The following is a 15,154-nucleotide window of genomic DNA, read 5'->3' on the forward strand; positions in this document are numbered from 1 at the left end:
ATATTATGGAACTTGCTATGCAACAGGAAAAAGCAAAGCAGCTGCGCGCAGACATTATCAAGATGCTGTATCTGTGCCAGTCCGGCCACCCGGGCGGATCACTGTCTCTGGTGGAGATGCTCATGGCTATCTACTATAACACTGCCCATGTGGACCCCAAGAACCCCAAGTGGGAGGATCGTGACCGCATTGTGCTGAGCAAGGGTCACGGCTGCCCGGCACAGTACGCCATTCTGGCAGATCTGGGTTTCTTCCCCCGGGAGGATCTGTGGACCCTGCGCAAGCTGCACAGCCACCTGCAGGGCCATCCCGACTGCAACAAGACGCCGGGCATTGATGTGAACACCGGATCTCTGGGACAGGGCGTCAGCGTGGCAGGCGGTTTGGCTATGGCAGCCAAATACCTGCACAAGGACTACCGGGTATACGCCATTCTGGGCGATGGCGAGATCCAGGAAGGTCAGGTGTGGGAGGCAGCCGAGAGCGCTGTGAAGTACGGTCTGGACAATTTTGTGGTTCTGCTGGATCACAATGGGCTGCAGATCGACGGCACCAACGATCAGGTCATGCCGGTGGGCGATCCCTGCGCCAAGTTTGCCGCCTTCGGGTTTGAGACCGTCAAGGTGGATGGCCATGATATTCAGGCCATCGTGGATGCCATTCAGGCACCCGTCACCCCGGGTAAGCCCCGTTTCATCTGCTGCGAGACCGTGAAGGGCAAGGGCGTTTCCTTTATGGAAAACGTGGTCGGCTGGCACGGCAAGGCACCCAATAAGGAAGAGTACATCAAGGCTATGAAAGAACTGGGGGTAGAAGTAGATGGCTGAAAGTAAATCTATGCGCGTCGCCTACGGCGAGGCATTGCGTGATATCGGTGGTCTGAATGAGAAGGTCGTCGTCTGTGATGCAGACCTTGCACACGCTACCATGACCAACATCTTTGCCGAGAAGTATCCCGAGCGGTTCTTCAACTTCGGCATTGCCGAAGCCAACATGACCTGTGCTGCAGCAGGCATGGCACACAGCGGTTTGATCCCCTTCATCAGCACTTTTGCACTGTTTGGTACCGGCCGCGCCTACGAGCAGATCCGCAACAGCATTGCCTACGTCAACGCCAACGTCAAGGTGGCGTGCAGCCACAGCGGATTGTGCGTGGGCGAGGACGGCGGCAGCCATCAGACCGTGGAAGACATTGCCCTGATGCGCGTTGTGCCCAACATGACCATTCTGGTACCCTGCGACCCCATTGAGACCCGTAAGGCGGTTAAGGCAGCAATCGACATCAAGGGTCCTGTGTACATCCGCGTGGCACGTCCGGTGTCCGATGTGTACACCGAGGAGGACACCCCCTTTATCCCCGGCAAGGCCAACGTGATGAAGGATGGCTCTGATGTGGCGATCTTTGCCACCGGACTGATGATCCCGGAAGCTTTGAAGGCAGCGGATGCGCTGGAGGCCAAGGGCATCAGCACCGCTGTTGTCAACTTCCACACCATCAAACCCTTTGATACCGAGACTGCACTGGCCTATGCCAATAAGTGCAAGGCTGTTGTTACTGCCGAGGAGCACAGCATCATCGGCGGTCTGGGCGGTGTGACCGCCGAGACCATTGCCGGTAAGTGCAGCTGCAAGTTTGACCGCGTGGGCATTATGGATCGTTTTGGTCAGAGCGGCTCGCCCGCCGATCTGTTCAAGGAGTACGGTTTGACCGCCGAGAACATTGCAGCCCATGCCGAGGCGCTGCTGAAGTGAGCGTCTGCTGAAAAAAGGGGAATACAGGTATGAAATTCTACATTGATACGGCCAACGTGGACGAGATCCGCAAAGCAAACGATATGGGCATCATTGCCGGTGTCACCACCAACCCCAGCCTGATCGCCAAGGAAGGCCGTGATTACGCCGAGACCCTGAAGGAAATCACCTCCATTGTGGATGGCCCCATCTCCGGCGAGGTCAAGGCCACTACGCTGGACGCTGCAGGGATGATCGAGGAAGGCCGTGCTATCTACGCACTGGATCCTGCGCACATGGTAGTGAAGATTCCCATGACGGCAGAGGGTCTGAAGGCCATCAAGGTGCTGAGCAGCGAGGGCATTCCCACCAACTGCACCCTGATCTTCAGCGCAAATCAGGCGCTGCTGGCTGCCCGTGCCGGTGCTGCCTATGTCAGCCCCTTTCTGGGGCGTCTGGACGATATCGGCCAGCCCGGCATCGACCTGATTCAGACCATTGCAGAGATGTTCGGCAATTACCCCGACATCCATACCGAGATCATCGCTGCCTCGGTGCGCAATCCTATCCACATCACGGACTGCGCACTGGCCGGTGCACACATTGCCACCGTGCCATATAAGGTGCTGGAGCAGATGATCCACCACCCTCTGACTGATGCCGGCATTGAAAAGTTCCAGAAGGACTACGTTGCCGTCTTTGGTAAATAAGTGTGTTCCTGCGGCTGGTGCGTCCCGTAGCGCCGGTACAGGTTCCTGCAAAAAGAGTTGCCGCGCCGGTTTTTCCGGTGCGGCAGCTTTTTTGCATAGAAAGGATAAGATTTTGCAATACGGAGTCACGATCGAACAGGAAATATTTCTGGAGTAGGATTTGCGCGAAGATAAAAACGTATTATCATTCTTCCCCAACGCTCTGTAATTTTGGCACCCGCTCAGGCTGCAATCAAGAACCCTCGCAAGTGATTGCGTAAGGGCTTAAAAAAGCACCAATAAAATAAACGAACCGCCCCGGTTTCCGCAATGGAAGCCGGGGCGGTTTTTTATACAAAAAAGAAATCGTTTTTTTGTAGCTTTGATGAATTGGCGCAGAGTCATTGACAGCAGAAGGGCAGAAGCGTATCTTTGAAACAGAAAACGGAACCGGGCTATAAATAGCAGGTTTCTTTACCTTGCGAGGACACTTCGTTTTGATGAGGCACGACCCGGTGTGCCGCTTTTTTCATTTGCGGAGATAAAATACAAAAAGTACGGATTATAGTACACATTATCTGTTATGCTCGGTACATGGAAGGCACACACACCGGAAAAGGAGCAAAAATGCGAAGGACGTTGAATAAAACAAGGCTTTTGGCCGGTAAAACGGACCCGGAAAATACCAGCCTGTGGCTGCCGCTCTGGATGCATCTGTGGGATACGGCGGGCATCATGGAGCGGCTAGTCCGGCAGTGGCTCCCCGAAAGCGTAAAACGGGCCATGGGCTTTGAGCGCGAGGAAGCGTTGCTCGCGCATGCCCGGTTTTTGGGTGGAATCCATGATATAGGCAAGGCTACGGTAGCCTTTCAGGCAAATATCCTGCGCACCCTGCCGGAGGCGAGGCAGCGGCTGGAAACGTTGACGCCGCTGGACTGTCCTGAACAGAACCGCCGGGAGTCGCCGCATGCCCGGGCGGGCGAGGCAGTCCTGCTGTGGGATGACTGCCCCGGCGGGATCGCCTCCATTGTGGGGGCGCACCACGGCAAGCCACAGAGCTGCGCGGCGGTCGATGATCAGTTAGAGGGTTGGGAGAGCAACTACTACCCCAAGGAACAGAAAAAGGTCTGGGAGGACTTCTGGACAGAACTGCTCATGACTGTTTTGCAGGACTGCGGCTTTGACGACACAGCGGAGTTGGATGATCTGAATCCGCAGGAGGAAGTGCTTCTGACCGGACTTCTGATCATGGCAGACTGGATCGCCAGCAATACGGAATACTTTCCCCTGATCCCGGTAGAGGAGTTGGGCAGCATGGAGGATTACCCGGCGCGGGTGGACAGGGCTTGGGAAAAGCTGGCGCTGCCCTTCCCGTGGGAGGCACAGCCGGGCATCGCAGACCCGCAGGAGTTTGCGGTGCGGTTCGGCTTTGCGCCCAATGCAGTGCAGAAGGCTGTTCTGGAGGCTGTGGATACCGCAGCGGAACCGGGCATCCTGATTTTGGAAGCACAGATGGGCGTGGGTAAAACCGAGGCGGCGCTGGCCGCTGCGGAGGTCATGGCCAGCCGGTTCGGGCTGGGTGGTGTCTTTTTCGGACTGCCCACACAGGCCACGGCAAACGGCATCTTTCCCCGGCTGCTTGGCTGGGCAGACACACAGTCTGAGGAGACGCTGCCGCAGGCTATAAAGCTGGCACACGGCATGGCAGAACTGAACGAGTGCTATCTGCGGCTGCAGGGGCGCGGGGTGCAGTTGGAGGAGGACGCGCAGGAAGCGCATCAGGTGCAGGTACACCAGTGGTTTCGGGGAAACAAGCAGGCACTGCTGGCAAACTTTGTGATTGGCACAGTGGATCAGTTGCTGCTGGCGGCACTTGCCCAGAAGCACGTTATGCTGCGGCATCTGGGGCTTGCAGGCAAGGTGGTCATTATTGACGAGTGCCACGCCTACGATACCTACATGAACTGCTATCTGGACCGCGCACTGGAATGGCTGGGCTGGTACAAGGTGCCGGTCATCCTGCTGTCAGCCACCCTGCCTGCCCGGCGGCGCGCGGAACTGGTCGAGGCTTACCAGCAGAAAAAGGCTGTCCCGGACGCCCCATGGAAAACCAGCTGCGGCTATCCGCTGCTGACATGGACGGACGGCGCAGAGGTAAAGCAGACGGCCATCCCACCAGACGCACCCGGTAAAACGGTGCAGCTGACCACGCTCACAGAGCCGGAGCTGCCCGCGCTGCTGCGCCGGAAGCTGGCAGAGGGCGGCTGCGCGGGAGTGATCGTCAACACGGTCAAAAAAGCGCAGAAGATCGCGCAGCTGCTGCGGGAAAGCCTGCCGGACAAAGAGGTGCAGCTGTTCCATGCGCAGTTCCTGATGCCGGACCGCGCAGCGCGGGAAAACCAGCTGATGGCACGCATTGGCAAGGGCTCTGAACCGGAGCGCCGGAACGACCTGATCGTGGTGGGCACGCAGGTGATGGAGCAGTCGCTGGACATTGATCTGGATGTTCTTGTTACAGAGCTTTGCCCCATGGATCTGCTGTTGCAGCGCATCGGACGGTTGCACCGTCACCGCCGCAGCCGCCCCGCCCCATTGCAGCAGGCCTGCTGCGCGGTGCTGGACACCGGGGAAGATGCCTTTGATGCGGGCAGCGAGGCGGTATATGGACAGTGGCTGCTCTGGCGCACCCGGAAGTTTCTGCCCCGGAGCATCCGGCTGCCGGAGGAAATCTCTCCGCTGGTGCAGCAGGTCTACGGCTGGGAGCGGGAAGCTCCCGGTGGAGCGCAGGGGGAGGAAATGCGCTGCGTATATGAGCAGACGCAGGAGAAAAAGAAAGCGCGCGCCGAGGCGTACCTTGTGCCGCAGCCGGAAACGCACCGGCTGGCGCAGTTGAATACGCTGGACGACTGGATGCAGAACGAGGGTGCCCGCTCCGACCCGGCAGCGCGGGCAGCAGTGCGGGACGGCGACCCCTCGGTAGAGGTGCTTATAATGCAGTGTCGGGCAGACGGCAGCATCCACTTTCTGCCGTGGCAGGAGGGTGGCAGCGCCGTAGCTGCTGACAGCCCGCCCCCGCCGGAAACGGCACTGAAGATTGCCCGGCAGAAGCTGCGGCTCCCGGCGGTGTTCGGCAAAGCGTGGAAGGTGGATAGGGTCATCCGGGAGTTGGAAGCGGATAACCGCAGCCGCCTTGCGGCGTGGCAGCTGTCTCCGCTGCTGCACGGAGAGCTGGTGTTGCTACTGGACGAAAACCTGACCGCCCATCTTGCGGGCATGGAGCTTTGTTATGACCGTGAAAACGGCCTGACCTACCAAAAGGAGGAAACGGATGAAGGAGATCGAATTTAACCTGTTGACGGAGCCGTGGGTCCGGGTTCGTCGGCCAGACAATACGGTGCAGGAAGTTTCTTTGACGGACGCACTGCTCCATGCGCAGGATTATGTGGATCTGGCAGGCGAAATACCCACGCAGGATGCCGCCATGCTGCGGCTGCTGCTGGCGGTGCTGTTTACCGTGTTTTCCCGCGTGAATGCAAAGGGAAAACCCCAACCGCTGGCACAGAGCGATGATGCACTGGAGCGCTGGAGCGAGCTGTGGCAGCTTGGGCATTTCCCGGCAGAGCCTGTCCGGGACTACCTGGAGCAGTGGAAGGACCGCTTCTGGCTGTTCCACCCGACACACCCCTTCTGGCAGGTGCCGACCCTTAGCAATGGCATTGAGTTTGACGGAAAAAAGTTGAACGGGGAACGAGCGGAAAGCGGTAATAAAACGCCGTTATTTCAGAACATTTCAAAAGCAGAATGTGCGGTACTCACCTATGCACAGGCAGCTCGATGGCTGATTTATCAAAATGGATACGATGAACGCGGCGGCCGCCCGAAGGCTGGCAATAAGCCAAGGCATGGTGTTGGTTGGCTGGGGCAGATTGGGTTTGTGGCTGTTAAGGGGAAAAATCTGTACGAAACGCTGCTGCGGAATATGGCGTTTTCGACAGAGCAGGATGCTCTACGGGAAAAGCAACTGCCTTGCTGGGAGCGGGAGCACGCCAGAACGGAACAGAGCGTTGAGATTGTGATGCCGAAAAATCAGGCAGAACTTTTGACCCTGCAATCCAGACGCATTTTGCTGATACGCTCAGAAGAAATGCCCGGTGTAGTCGGGTATGAGGTGTTGGGCGGAGACTATTGGGACAGCGAAAATGCGTTTGGCGAGCAAATGACTCTTTGGCGCAGAACATCGAAGGAAAATGAAAAGGTGACCTATGAACCGCAACAGCATGAGATGGGAAAGCAGCTGTGGCGAGAACTTCCCGCCATGCTAGACCCGGAGGGCCGTAAACCGGGTGTTCTGATATGGAATCAAAAGCTGCAAAGTCTGCGAATCCTGAGCAAAAAAGAACAAATCGTGATTAGTGTGGTCGGAATACGATATGACGATCAGGGAGCATCTGTTAAGGATGTGTATACTGACCAGTTGGAAATGCAACTTGCAACGTTAAACAATCTTGGCCGAAAATGGACGGTGCGGATAAGCCGGGAAGTACAGCGCTGTGAAGAAACTGCCAAAAACATTGGCACACTGTGCGTGGAACTGAAGCTTGCCGGGGGATTGGACTACAATAAAGTGAAAGGGTTCAAGGATAAGCAGAAGGTAACGGAGGACGCCCGTGCACAATTCTACTTTGCAGTGGATCAGCCTTTTCGGCAGTGGCTGCAGGCGATCGACCCGGAGCAGGACGACCCGGATGAGGCAGCGCTGCGCTGGCAGGCGCAGGCGCGAAATATCGCGGAAAAACTGGGAAAACAGATGGTGATGGAGGCCGGAAATGCCGCCCTGAAGGGACACCGCATTGTGGTGGATAAGGATAAAAAGACCGAGCGCGCCATCCTGTATACCTCGCCAAAGGCCTATAACTGTTTTCGCGCAAAGCTTTGGGAGATCTATCCCAAAACAGAACCATAAAGGGGGAATTGTATGAAAACACAGGACGTCAAACTATATGCGGCGCAGCAGCTGCACAGGCTTCAGTCTCTGCCGGACAACCAGCGGCGGGCAGAGCTGGCAAAGCTGCGTCGGGGCATCGGCCACGCACCCGGCGAGCTGCCGGAACTGTGGGGAAGTTTTTTGCTGGGAATGCCGGAAAGCTTTCAGGGCCGCAGTGCTCCCTCGGCGGCAGAGTGGGCGGTCTACCTTGCCCTGACCCTGTATGCTATGCATCAGCAGGGGAACGACCGCCCCATGAACTGCCCTGGCAACACACTGGGGCGTGCGGTGCGGCAGCTGGCAGAGCGGAACAGTGCCGGACAGGACTGGACCGAGGCTAGCGTGCTCCGGCGGTTCAACGCGCTGGCCACCGCAGAAGAAATCACCGAGATCAGCCACCATCTGCGGGGCATGATCCAGCTGTTGAGCGCGGCAAAGGATGGCGGCATCCCGCTGGACTATCCGCAGCTTGCGGCAGACTTGTATGAATTGCAATGCACCGACCCGCGATATGCGCAGACCCCCGCCAATGTTCGTCTACGGTGGGGACAGGACCTGTACCGCGACCCGAAGCCTGCACCGGATGAGAAAGAAAAGGAGAATTGATCATGAATAAGCGCCTGTATGTTGATTTCCACATTTTGCAGACCGTCCCGCCCAGCTGCATCAACCGGGATGATACCGGCAGCCCCAAAACAGCCGTGTATGGCGGTGTGACCCGTGCCCGGGTATCCTCACAGGCATGGAAGCATGCCATGCGCGCAGCCTTTGCGGAGAATGCTCAACTGGACGTGGGCAAGCGCACTAAAAAGGCCGCAGAACTGGTGAAGGCGCAGATCCTTGCACTGGCCCCGGAACTGGATGCGGACAAGCTGGCAAAAAAAGCGCTGGAGAATGCGGGCATCAAGAGCGACGATAAGGGCACCAAGGCACTGTTCTTCATGAGCACTGCGCAGGCAAAGGCGTTGGCAGAGCTGGCTGTGGAGGGCTCTGCGGATAAAAAGCAGTATCGGGATGCCCTGAAAGCAGCGCCCTCGATGGACATGGCGCTGTTTGGCCGCATGGTGGCAGATGAGCCTTCTCTGAACTATGACGCCGCTGCGCAGGTGGCGCACAGCATCTCCACTCATGCTGTGCAGAACGAGTACGATTACTTTACCGCCGTGGATGACTGTCAAGCAGAGGACAACGCCGGTGCAGGCCATCTGGGCACGGTGGAGTACAACTCCTCCACCCTGTACCGCTATGCCACAGTGAACGTGATGGAGCTGGCCGGGCAGCTGGGTGCAGCGCAGACCGCGGAAACGGTGCGGGCCTTTGGTGAGGCGTTCCTCTTCTCCATGCCCACCGGCAAGCAGAACACCTTTGCAAACCGCACTCTGCCGGATGCGGTATATGTGACCCTGCGGGAGGATCAGCCGGTGAACCTGTGCGGCGCATTCGAGCGGGCCGTGCCCCGCAGTGCGCAGGGGTATGCCGCGCCTTCCAAGGCGGCACTGGCACAGTATGCGCAGCAGATGTACAGCAGCTTTGCCGAGGCCCCGGCGCAAAGCTTTACCGTGGGCAGCGGGCTGGAGGAACTGGCTCCGGCGCAGACGGCAAAGGCGATGCTGGACGCACTGGAAAAGGCTGTCCGGGATGCACTTGCCGGAAATGAGGTGGGGTAATGGCAACGCTGTTGCTTCGGCTGGCAGCGCCTTTACAGGCGTGGGGCGCGGACTCCAAATTTGAGACCCGCAAGACGGGCCGTGAACCCACCAAGAGCGGCGTGATCGGCCTTTTGGCGGCAGCTCTGGGGCTGCGGCGGGACGAGCGCGAAGCACTGCTCCGATTGACCGGGCTGCGGTTCGGCGTCCGCGTGGAGCGGGAAGGGCAGCTGCTGGTGGACTACCACACGGCAAAGACGCAGGATGAAAAGACCTCTTATGTGACCTACCGCCATTATTTGCAGGACGCCGTGTTTCTGGCCGGTATTGAAAGCGAGGATGCCGCCCTTTTGCAGCAGCTGCAGCAGGCGCTGCTACACCCGGCGTTTCCGCTGTATCTCGGCCGCCGCTGCTGCCCGCCTACCCTGCCGCTCTGTCTGGGAGTACGCCCGGGCAGCTTGCAGGAGGTGCTGCAAGCGGAACCGCCCCTGTGTCCGGGACGGCAGAGCCGGATCTTGTTGGACGCCGACCCGCTGGAGCCGGGCACGGCTCCGCAGCGGGATGTGCCGGTGAGCTTTGACCCGCATCATCGGCAGTACGGCTACCGCTCGGTACGGGAGCTTTGGCAGAAAGTGCCGGACAGCCCGGAAAAGACGGAGCATGACCCGTTCCGGGAATTGTAAAAAGGGGGCGAGAGAATGTATTTATCACGGGTAGAACTAGATCCCACCCGCCGCAGCACCATGGCTGCGCTGTCGGCACCGCAAAAACTGCATGGCGCAGTGGAAAGCGCTTTTGCAGGGGAGCGCCGCCGCAGACTGTGGCGGTTGGATCGTCTGGGAGAGCGGTTGTATCTGCTGCTGCTCAGCGAAGATGCGCCAGAGCTGTCCGGCGTGGTGGAGCAGTTTGGCACCGGAGCGGCTGCGGAGACCCGCAGCTACGACCCGCTTTTGCAGCGGGTGGAGCCGGGCAGCTGCTGGCAGTTTCGGCTGACCGCAAACCCCACCAAAAGCTGCAAAGACCCCCAAAACCCCGCAGCGCGAGGAACTGTAGCCGCACATTGCACGACACAGTACCAGAAGCAGTGGCTGTTGGAGCGCGCCGCAAAGCACGGCTTTGCCCTGCGGGAGGAGGAATTTACCGTGACCCGGGTGCAGTGGCAGCACTTTGCCAAGCACGGCACCCGGCCGGTGACCCTGTTGGCAGTGACCTATGAGGGCATTTTGCAGGTGACCGATGCAGAGCAGTTCCGGGCACTGCTGTGTCAGGGCATGGGGCGCGGCAAGGCCTATGGCCTTGGACTGATGACCGTTATGCGCGGAGGAAACTGAGATGGACGAGATGCCGGGCATGATCCGGCCGGACCTGCAGGCGCTGCCGCAGGTGAAAGACCGGATGACCTTTCTGTATCTGGAACACTGCACCCTTGGCCGACAGGACGGCGCAATCACCGTTACAGACGAAAAAGGGATCGTTCAGATCCCGGCGGCGGGCATCTCGGTGCTGCTGCTGGGGCCGGGTACACGGGTGACCCACCGTGCCATGGAACTTATGGGTGACACGGGCGTGGGTGCTGTCTGGGTAGGTGAGCACGGTGTGCGGTATTACGCCCATGGCCGTCCCCTGACCACCCACTCGCAGCTGTTGCTGCGGCAGGCAGAGCTTGTCAGCAACACCCGCAAGCACCTGGATGTGGTACGCAAGATGTATCAGCTCCGTTTCCCGGACGAAGATATCTCCCGGCTGACGATGCAGCAGCTGCGGGGACGCGAGGGCAGCCGTGTGCGGCAGGTATACCGCAAAGCTTCCAAGGATACCGGTGTTCCGTGGAGCGGCCGACTGTACCGCCCGGAGGATTTTGCATCGGGAGATGCCGTCAATCAGGCGCTTTCTGCCGGGCACGCCTGTTTGTACGGTCTGGCGCACGCGGTGATCGTGGCATTGGGCTGCGCCCCGGGTCTTGGCTTTGTTCATGTGGGGCACGAGTGCTCCTTTGTGTACGATATTGCCGACCTGTACAAGGCCGAGGTGACCATTCCCATCGCCTTTGAAGTGGCGGCACAGGCTCCGGACGACCTGCCGGCCGTAGTGCGCCGCCGGGTGCGGGATGCCATGGTAGAGCATCATATTCTGGAGCGCATGGTGCACGATATCCGGTATCTGCTCCTGAATGCGGATGAGCGGGAACAGGAGCCGGAAGCTGTTTATCTGTGGGACAACAAAGTGGGCACTGTGGCCAACGGCATCAATTATTTTGAAGAAGAGGGTGATGAAACATCGTAGTTCTCACCATGACGAACTGCCCGCCAAAACTGCGCGGGGATCTGTCCAAATGGTTGTGCGAGATCAACACGGGCGTTTATGTGGGCAATGTGAGCAGCCGCGTCCGATTCCATCATCGAATATGGAGCGCTGCGGGTCCGGGACGGTGTACCGGTGGAGGAGCTGACAATGCTGGTCTGCGTGGAAGAAAACGTTCCGGCAGAGATCACAGCCCTGACAGGACTCAGCGCTGCGGAATTGCAGCAGGGAACAGAACCACGGGAAGCGCTGAATAGCTTTTTGTTGTTTATTGGCAAAGCCCCACTGGTGGGACATAATATTGCCTTTGATCTGGAGTTTCTGCGCATGACCTGCAAACGATATGGCTTTCCGGCACCGACCAACCGCCAGATCGACCTTGCACAACTTGCCCGCCGAAACCTTACAAGGATCGCAAATTATAAGCTGGTGACGCTGGCACAGCATTTTCAGCTGGCAGAAAAAGTGGAGCATCGCGCCCTGCCGGACTGCCGTCTGATACAACAGGTTTATTGCAAACTGAAGGAAACAGCGGTACAATAGCAACAGGAGGCACGGTGCTACGGGATCTTTTTAGTCTTTTCCCCGCACATGCGGGGGTGATCCCTGGGCAGCGACAGCAGGCGAAACAGAATGGCTCTTTTCCCCGCACATGCGGGGGTGATCCCAACTGGCAGTTTTCTTGCACTATTGACGCACTCTTTTCCCCGCACATGCGGGGGTGATCCTTTCTGCTTGATTTCTCGCGGCAGTTTGTCCCACTTTTCCCCGCACATGCGGGGGTGATCCCTCTTATTCAAGTGAAAGTTGGTCGCAAAGTGACTTTTCCCCGCACATGCGGGGGTGATCCGGACATCAAGAGAGCCGCCGCCGTTTTCCAGCGCTTTTCCCCGCATACGCGGGGGTGATCCGACCATGCCGTGGATGCGGGCGTAGGCCTCGCACTTTTCCCCGCACATGCGGGGGTGATCCCTATGGCGGTCTGTACAAGCACGACGAATCCGACTTTTCCCCGCATACGCGGGGGTGATCCTCCGCTCTTGATGAGAATTGCCTTGACCTTCTCCTTTTCCCCGCATACGCGGGGGTGATCCTTGCTTGCAATTGCGTATAACTGAAGCGCTGTTCTTTTCCCCGCATACGCGGGGGTGATCCTCGTTCAAGGCCCTGCTGGTAGCTTCGATTATGCTTTTCCCCGCACATGCGGGGGTGATCCCTTCAAACATTTCATGGGTGAAGTGGAAGAAACCTTTTCCCCGCACATGCGGGGGTGATCCGTACGCGGCAAAGCCTGCTGACTACATCGTACCCTTTTCCCCGCATACGCGGGGGTGATCCCACCTGCGCAGATGTGCCTGCGACGCTTTGCAGCTTTTTCCCGCATACGCGGGGGTGATCCTATCCATGTCGCTTCCGCTCATTGCTCCACTTGCTTTCCCCGCATACGCGGGGGTGATCCCGTGTTCTACGGTGCGTCCACCAGCAAGCCCGCCTTTTCCCCGCATACGCGGGGCTTACAAAAAAGAACCACGGGCGCAACGAAAAGTGAAATGATATTTCTGGAAAGGAGAACTCTGCAATTTTATCGCCCGCCCAGGCTGCGATCAAGAATCCCCGCAAGTAATGGCGTAAGGGCTTGACCCGACACAAATAAAGCATAACAAACACCCCTCGGTTTCCTGCTGCGGAAGCCGAGGGGTGTTTTGCGTATTAAGGGTGGAACGAATGCGCACTGTGATTTTATTCGGCCTTCAGGCGGAGCAAAGTGCCGGACTTTTCAATGCGGTAAAAACCTGCGCTGCCGTCCACGCCGAACTGCAGCTGCAGCTTGAGCGAAGAGTGCGACAGCGCGCGCACCGAAGGCGCGATCCAGTGCACCAGTGCCAGCAGCAGCGGCAGGGTGACGACCAGCTCAGTGGCATCCTGCAGTGCGGCCCAGCACTTTGCAGTAGAGCAGCTGGTCCAGATCGATGCGGGAGATGCCGGTCTTGCAGCGCAGGATCAGGCTGCGCTGGTCGGCGCGGCGGCACTCGGCGATCACCGAATCCGTCAGACGGAAAAAGCTGTCCTCCCAGATGGGCTTGATCTGGTAGAAATAGGCACCCACCACATAGGATTCCACTGCAAACTCGGCGGAAGAAGTGAGAAAGATGATCTTGACGACGTTATCGTACTGCCGGATCTCCTTGGCGGCGGTAATTCCGTTTTCGGCCGGCATGATGACATCCAGAAACAGGATATCGTACCGGGTGCCCTTTTCGATCTCGGCCAGCAGATCCAGCGGGCTGTGAAAGGCTGTGCACTGGATCTGGACACAGCGCTGGGCGCGATATTTTTCCAGCAGGGCAGAGAGCTGGTCCAGAACTGTTTGGTCATCGTCGCAGAAGGCGATCTGGATCATAACGGGTTTAACACATCCTTTGTTCGCGTCAGCCAGAAATTACAGCTGGGCCTTGCCCATGCAGTAGGTCTGCAGCACATCGTAGTTGTCGTCCAGCACCACAAGGTCGGCATCCTTGCCGATCTGGATGGAACCCTTGCGGTCGTCCAGATGCAGGCAGCGTGCCGGGTTGATGGTGCAGGCGTTCAGTGCATAATTGAAGGGCACCATGGCCTCCTCCACCAGAATGCGCAGGCCCTTGTTGATGTTCAAAGTGGAACCGGCCAGCGTGCCGTTGTCCAGATGGGCGCTGCCGTCCGGGTAGATGGTGATATGGTTGCCGCCAAAGATGTACTCGCTGCCAATGGGGGTGCCCTTGGCCATCAGTGCATCCGAGATCATGATGGCGTAATCCGGGCCTTTGCTCATGAAGTAGTTGTTCAGGGCAGCAGGGGTGGAGTGGCAGCCGTCGCAGATGATCTCGCCGTACATGGTGCGGATGCGGTAGGCTGCGCCCACCAGACCGTTGGCGCGGTGGGCGAAGGGGGACATGCCGTTGTACACGTGGGTCATGGAGCGGGCACCGTTGGCATAGGCCATCACGGCCTGCTCATAGGTGGCGGCACTATGACCGATGCTGACCACCACGCCGTGCCCGGTCAGGTAATGGGTCAGTGCAAACCCTTCGTCGTGTTCCGGTGCAAGGGTCACATAGCGGATGTGGCCGCGTGCTGCCTGCTGGTAGTGCTTGAACTGCTCCACGCTGGGCTTTGCGATGTACTCCGGAGGCTGTGCGCCCTTGTACTTCATATCGAGGTAGGGGCCTTCAAAGTGGATGCCAAGGATCTCGGCACCTTCGTAGCTGCCCTCCATCACGTCGGCCACATTGGCCACGGCGTTGGTCAGCACCTCCACGCTCTGGGTGACGGTAGTGGCCAGAAAGCTGGTCACACCCTCAGAGACGATATGCTTTGCCCAGTAGCGCAGGCCCTCCGGCTTTGCGTCGTTGGTGTCGAACTCGTAGGCACCATGGCAGTGGATATCCATAAAACCGGGCACGATGCGCTTGGAGCCATAGTCCACATCGGCCTGCTTTTCACCATAGGGGAAGATGCCGGTGATCTTGCCCTGCTCCAGCTCGACTGCGGCAGAAATGAACTGGTCGGCGATCCATACTTTTTTGCTCTGGATGATCATATAATCAGCCCTCCGATATCATCATAAAACCTGCATATGCTGCACACGACAGCACAACCATTCTACAGAAAAGTATAGCATTTTCTGGCGGGAATAACCAGCCTTCGCGCGCCTTTTCAAAAAAATTAAGCTGGAAAATGAAAAAACGATCGCAGCTTGCACAAAGAAACAGCGTAAAATCAGAAACCCGGAGCCTTTTTGAGCCGTTTTGGCCGAGAAAAGGTTC

At 58.2% G+C, this 15,154-nt stretch carries 13 protein-coding genes; 11 read left to right on the forward strand and 2 right to left on the reverse strand.

All coding sequences use genetic code 11. From position 1 onward, the window contains the following. The first annotated feature begins 5 nt into the window (after positions 1-5). The 11 genes from DWY76_RS03575 (at position 6) to DWY76_RS14160 (ending at position 11,894) form a co-directional block, all read left to right on the forward strand. Positions 6-827 carry a transketolase gene (locus DWY76_RS03575; protein WP_120020428.1) on the forward strand — a complete coding sequence of 274 codons (822 nt, stop codon included), beginning with the start codon at positions 6-8 and terminating at the stop codon, positions 825-827. After that, positions 820-1,752 (forward strand): transketolase family protein, encoded by a 933-nt coding sequence (locus tag DWY76_RS03580; RefSeq protein WP_120020427.1) that lies wholly within the window; start codon positions 820-822, stop codon positions 1,750-1,752. The genes DWY76_RS03575 and DWY76_RS03580 overlap by 8 nt, the downstream gene beginning before the upstream one ends. 29 nt (positions 1,753-1,781) lie before the next feature. Next, positions 1,782-2,441 (forward strand): fructose-6-phosphate aldolase, encoded by a 660-nt coding sequence (gene fsa / locus DWY76_RS03585; protein ID WP_120079850.1) that lies wholly within the window; start codon positions 1,782-1,784, stop codon positions 2,439-2,441. Between the two features lie 636 nt (positions 2,442-3,077). After that, positions 3,078-5,768: a CRISPR-associated helicase Cas3' gene (gene cas3, locus DWY76_RS03590; RefSeq protein WP_243111906.1), complete on the forward strand. Its 2,691-nt coding sequence runs from the start codon at positions 3,078-3,080 to the stop codon at positions 5,766-5,768. Beyond that, entirely contained in the window at positions 5,749-7,383 is a 1,635-nt protein-coding gene (gene casA, locus DWY76_RS03595) for a type I-E CRISPR-associated protein Cse1/CasA (protein WP_120079854.1), read from the forward strand. The genes cas3 and casA overlap by 20 nt, the downstream gene beginning before the upstream one ends. Positions 7,384-7,395: 12 nt before the next feature. Then, on the forward strand, positions 7,396-8,010 hold the full coding sequence (gene casB / locus DWY76_RS03600; protein WP_120079856.1) for a type I-E CRISPR-associated protein Cse2/CasB: 615 nt from the start codon (positions 7,396-7,398) through the stop codon (positions 8,008-8,010). 2 nt (positions 8,011-8,012) lie between these two features. Next, on the forward strand, positions 8,013-9,071 hold the full coding sequence (cas7e, locus tag DWY76_RS03605; RefSeq protein ID WP_120079858.1) for a type I-E CRISPR-associated protein Cas7/Cse4/CasC: 1,059 nt from the start codon (positions 8,013-8,015) through the stop codon (positions 9,069-9,071). Continuing rightward, the gene (gene cas5e / locus DWY76_RS03610) at positions 9,071-9,733 is read left to right on the forward strand and encodes a type I-E CRISPR-associated protein Cas5/CasD (RefSeq protein WP_120079860.1); all 663 of its coding nucleotides are present in this window, start codon (positions 9,071-9,073) and stop codon (positions 9,731-9,733) included. The genes cas7e and cas5e overlap by 1 nt, the downstream gene beginning before the upstream one ends. A gap of 15 nt (positions 9,734-9,748) precedes the next feature. Further along, positions 9,749-10,381: a type I-E CRISPR-associated protein Cas6/Cse3/CasE gene (gene cas6e / locus DWY76_RS03615; protein ID WP_097774452.1), complete on the forward strand. Its 633-nt coding sequence runs from the start codon at positions 9,749-9,751 to the stop codon at positions 10,379-10,381. Between the two features lies 1 nt (position 10,382). Beyond that, entirely contained in the window at positions 10,383-11,333 is a 951-nt protein-coding gene (gene cas1e, locus DWY76_RS03620) for a type I-E CRISPR-associated endonuclease Cas1e (protein ID WP_005942585.1), read from the forward strand. A gap of 114 nt (positions 11,334-11,447) precedes the next feature. Next, entirely contained in the window at positions 11,448-11,894 is a 447-nt protein-coding gene (locus DWY76_RS14160) for a 3'-5' exonuclease (protein ID WP_279221592.1), read from the forward strand. A 1,369-nt stretch (positions 11,895-13,263) separates the two neighbouring features. Here the strand turns inward: DWY76_RS14160 and DWY76_RS03635 are convergent. Both DWY76_RS03635 and nagA read right to left on the reverse strand, forming a co-directional pair. Continuing rightward, a complete protein-coding gene (locus DWY76_RS03635; protein ID WP_120079866.1) occupies positions 13,264-13,752 on the reverse strand; it encodes a response regulator in 489 nt (162 codons plus the stop codon). A gap of 39 nt (positions 13,753-13,791) precedes the next feature. Further along, positions 13,792-14,928, reverse strand: a complete 1,137-nt coding sequence (gene nagA / locus DWY76_RS03640; protein WP_005942601.1) for an N-acetylglucosamine-6-phosphate deacetylase — start codon at positions 14,926-14,928, stop codon at positions 13,792-13,794. Positions 14,929-15,154: the final 226 nt, after the last annotated feature.

Source organism: Faecalibacterium sp. AF27-11BH, assembly GCF_003603005.1.
In the GTDB taxonomy this organism is placed as follows: domain Bacteria; phylum Bacillota; class Clostridia; order Oscillospirales; family Ruminococcaceae; genus Faecalibacterium; species Faecalibacterium taiwanense.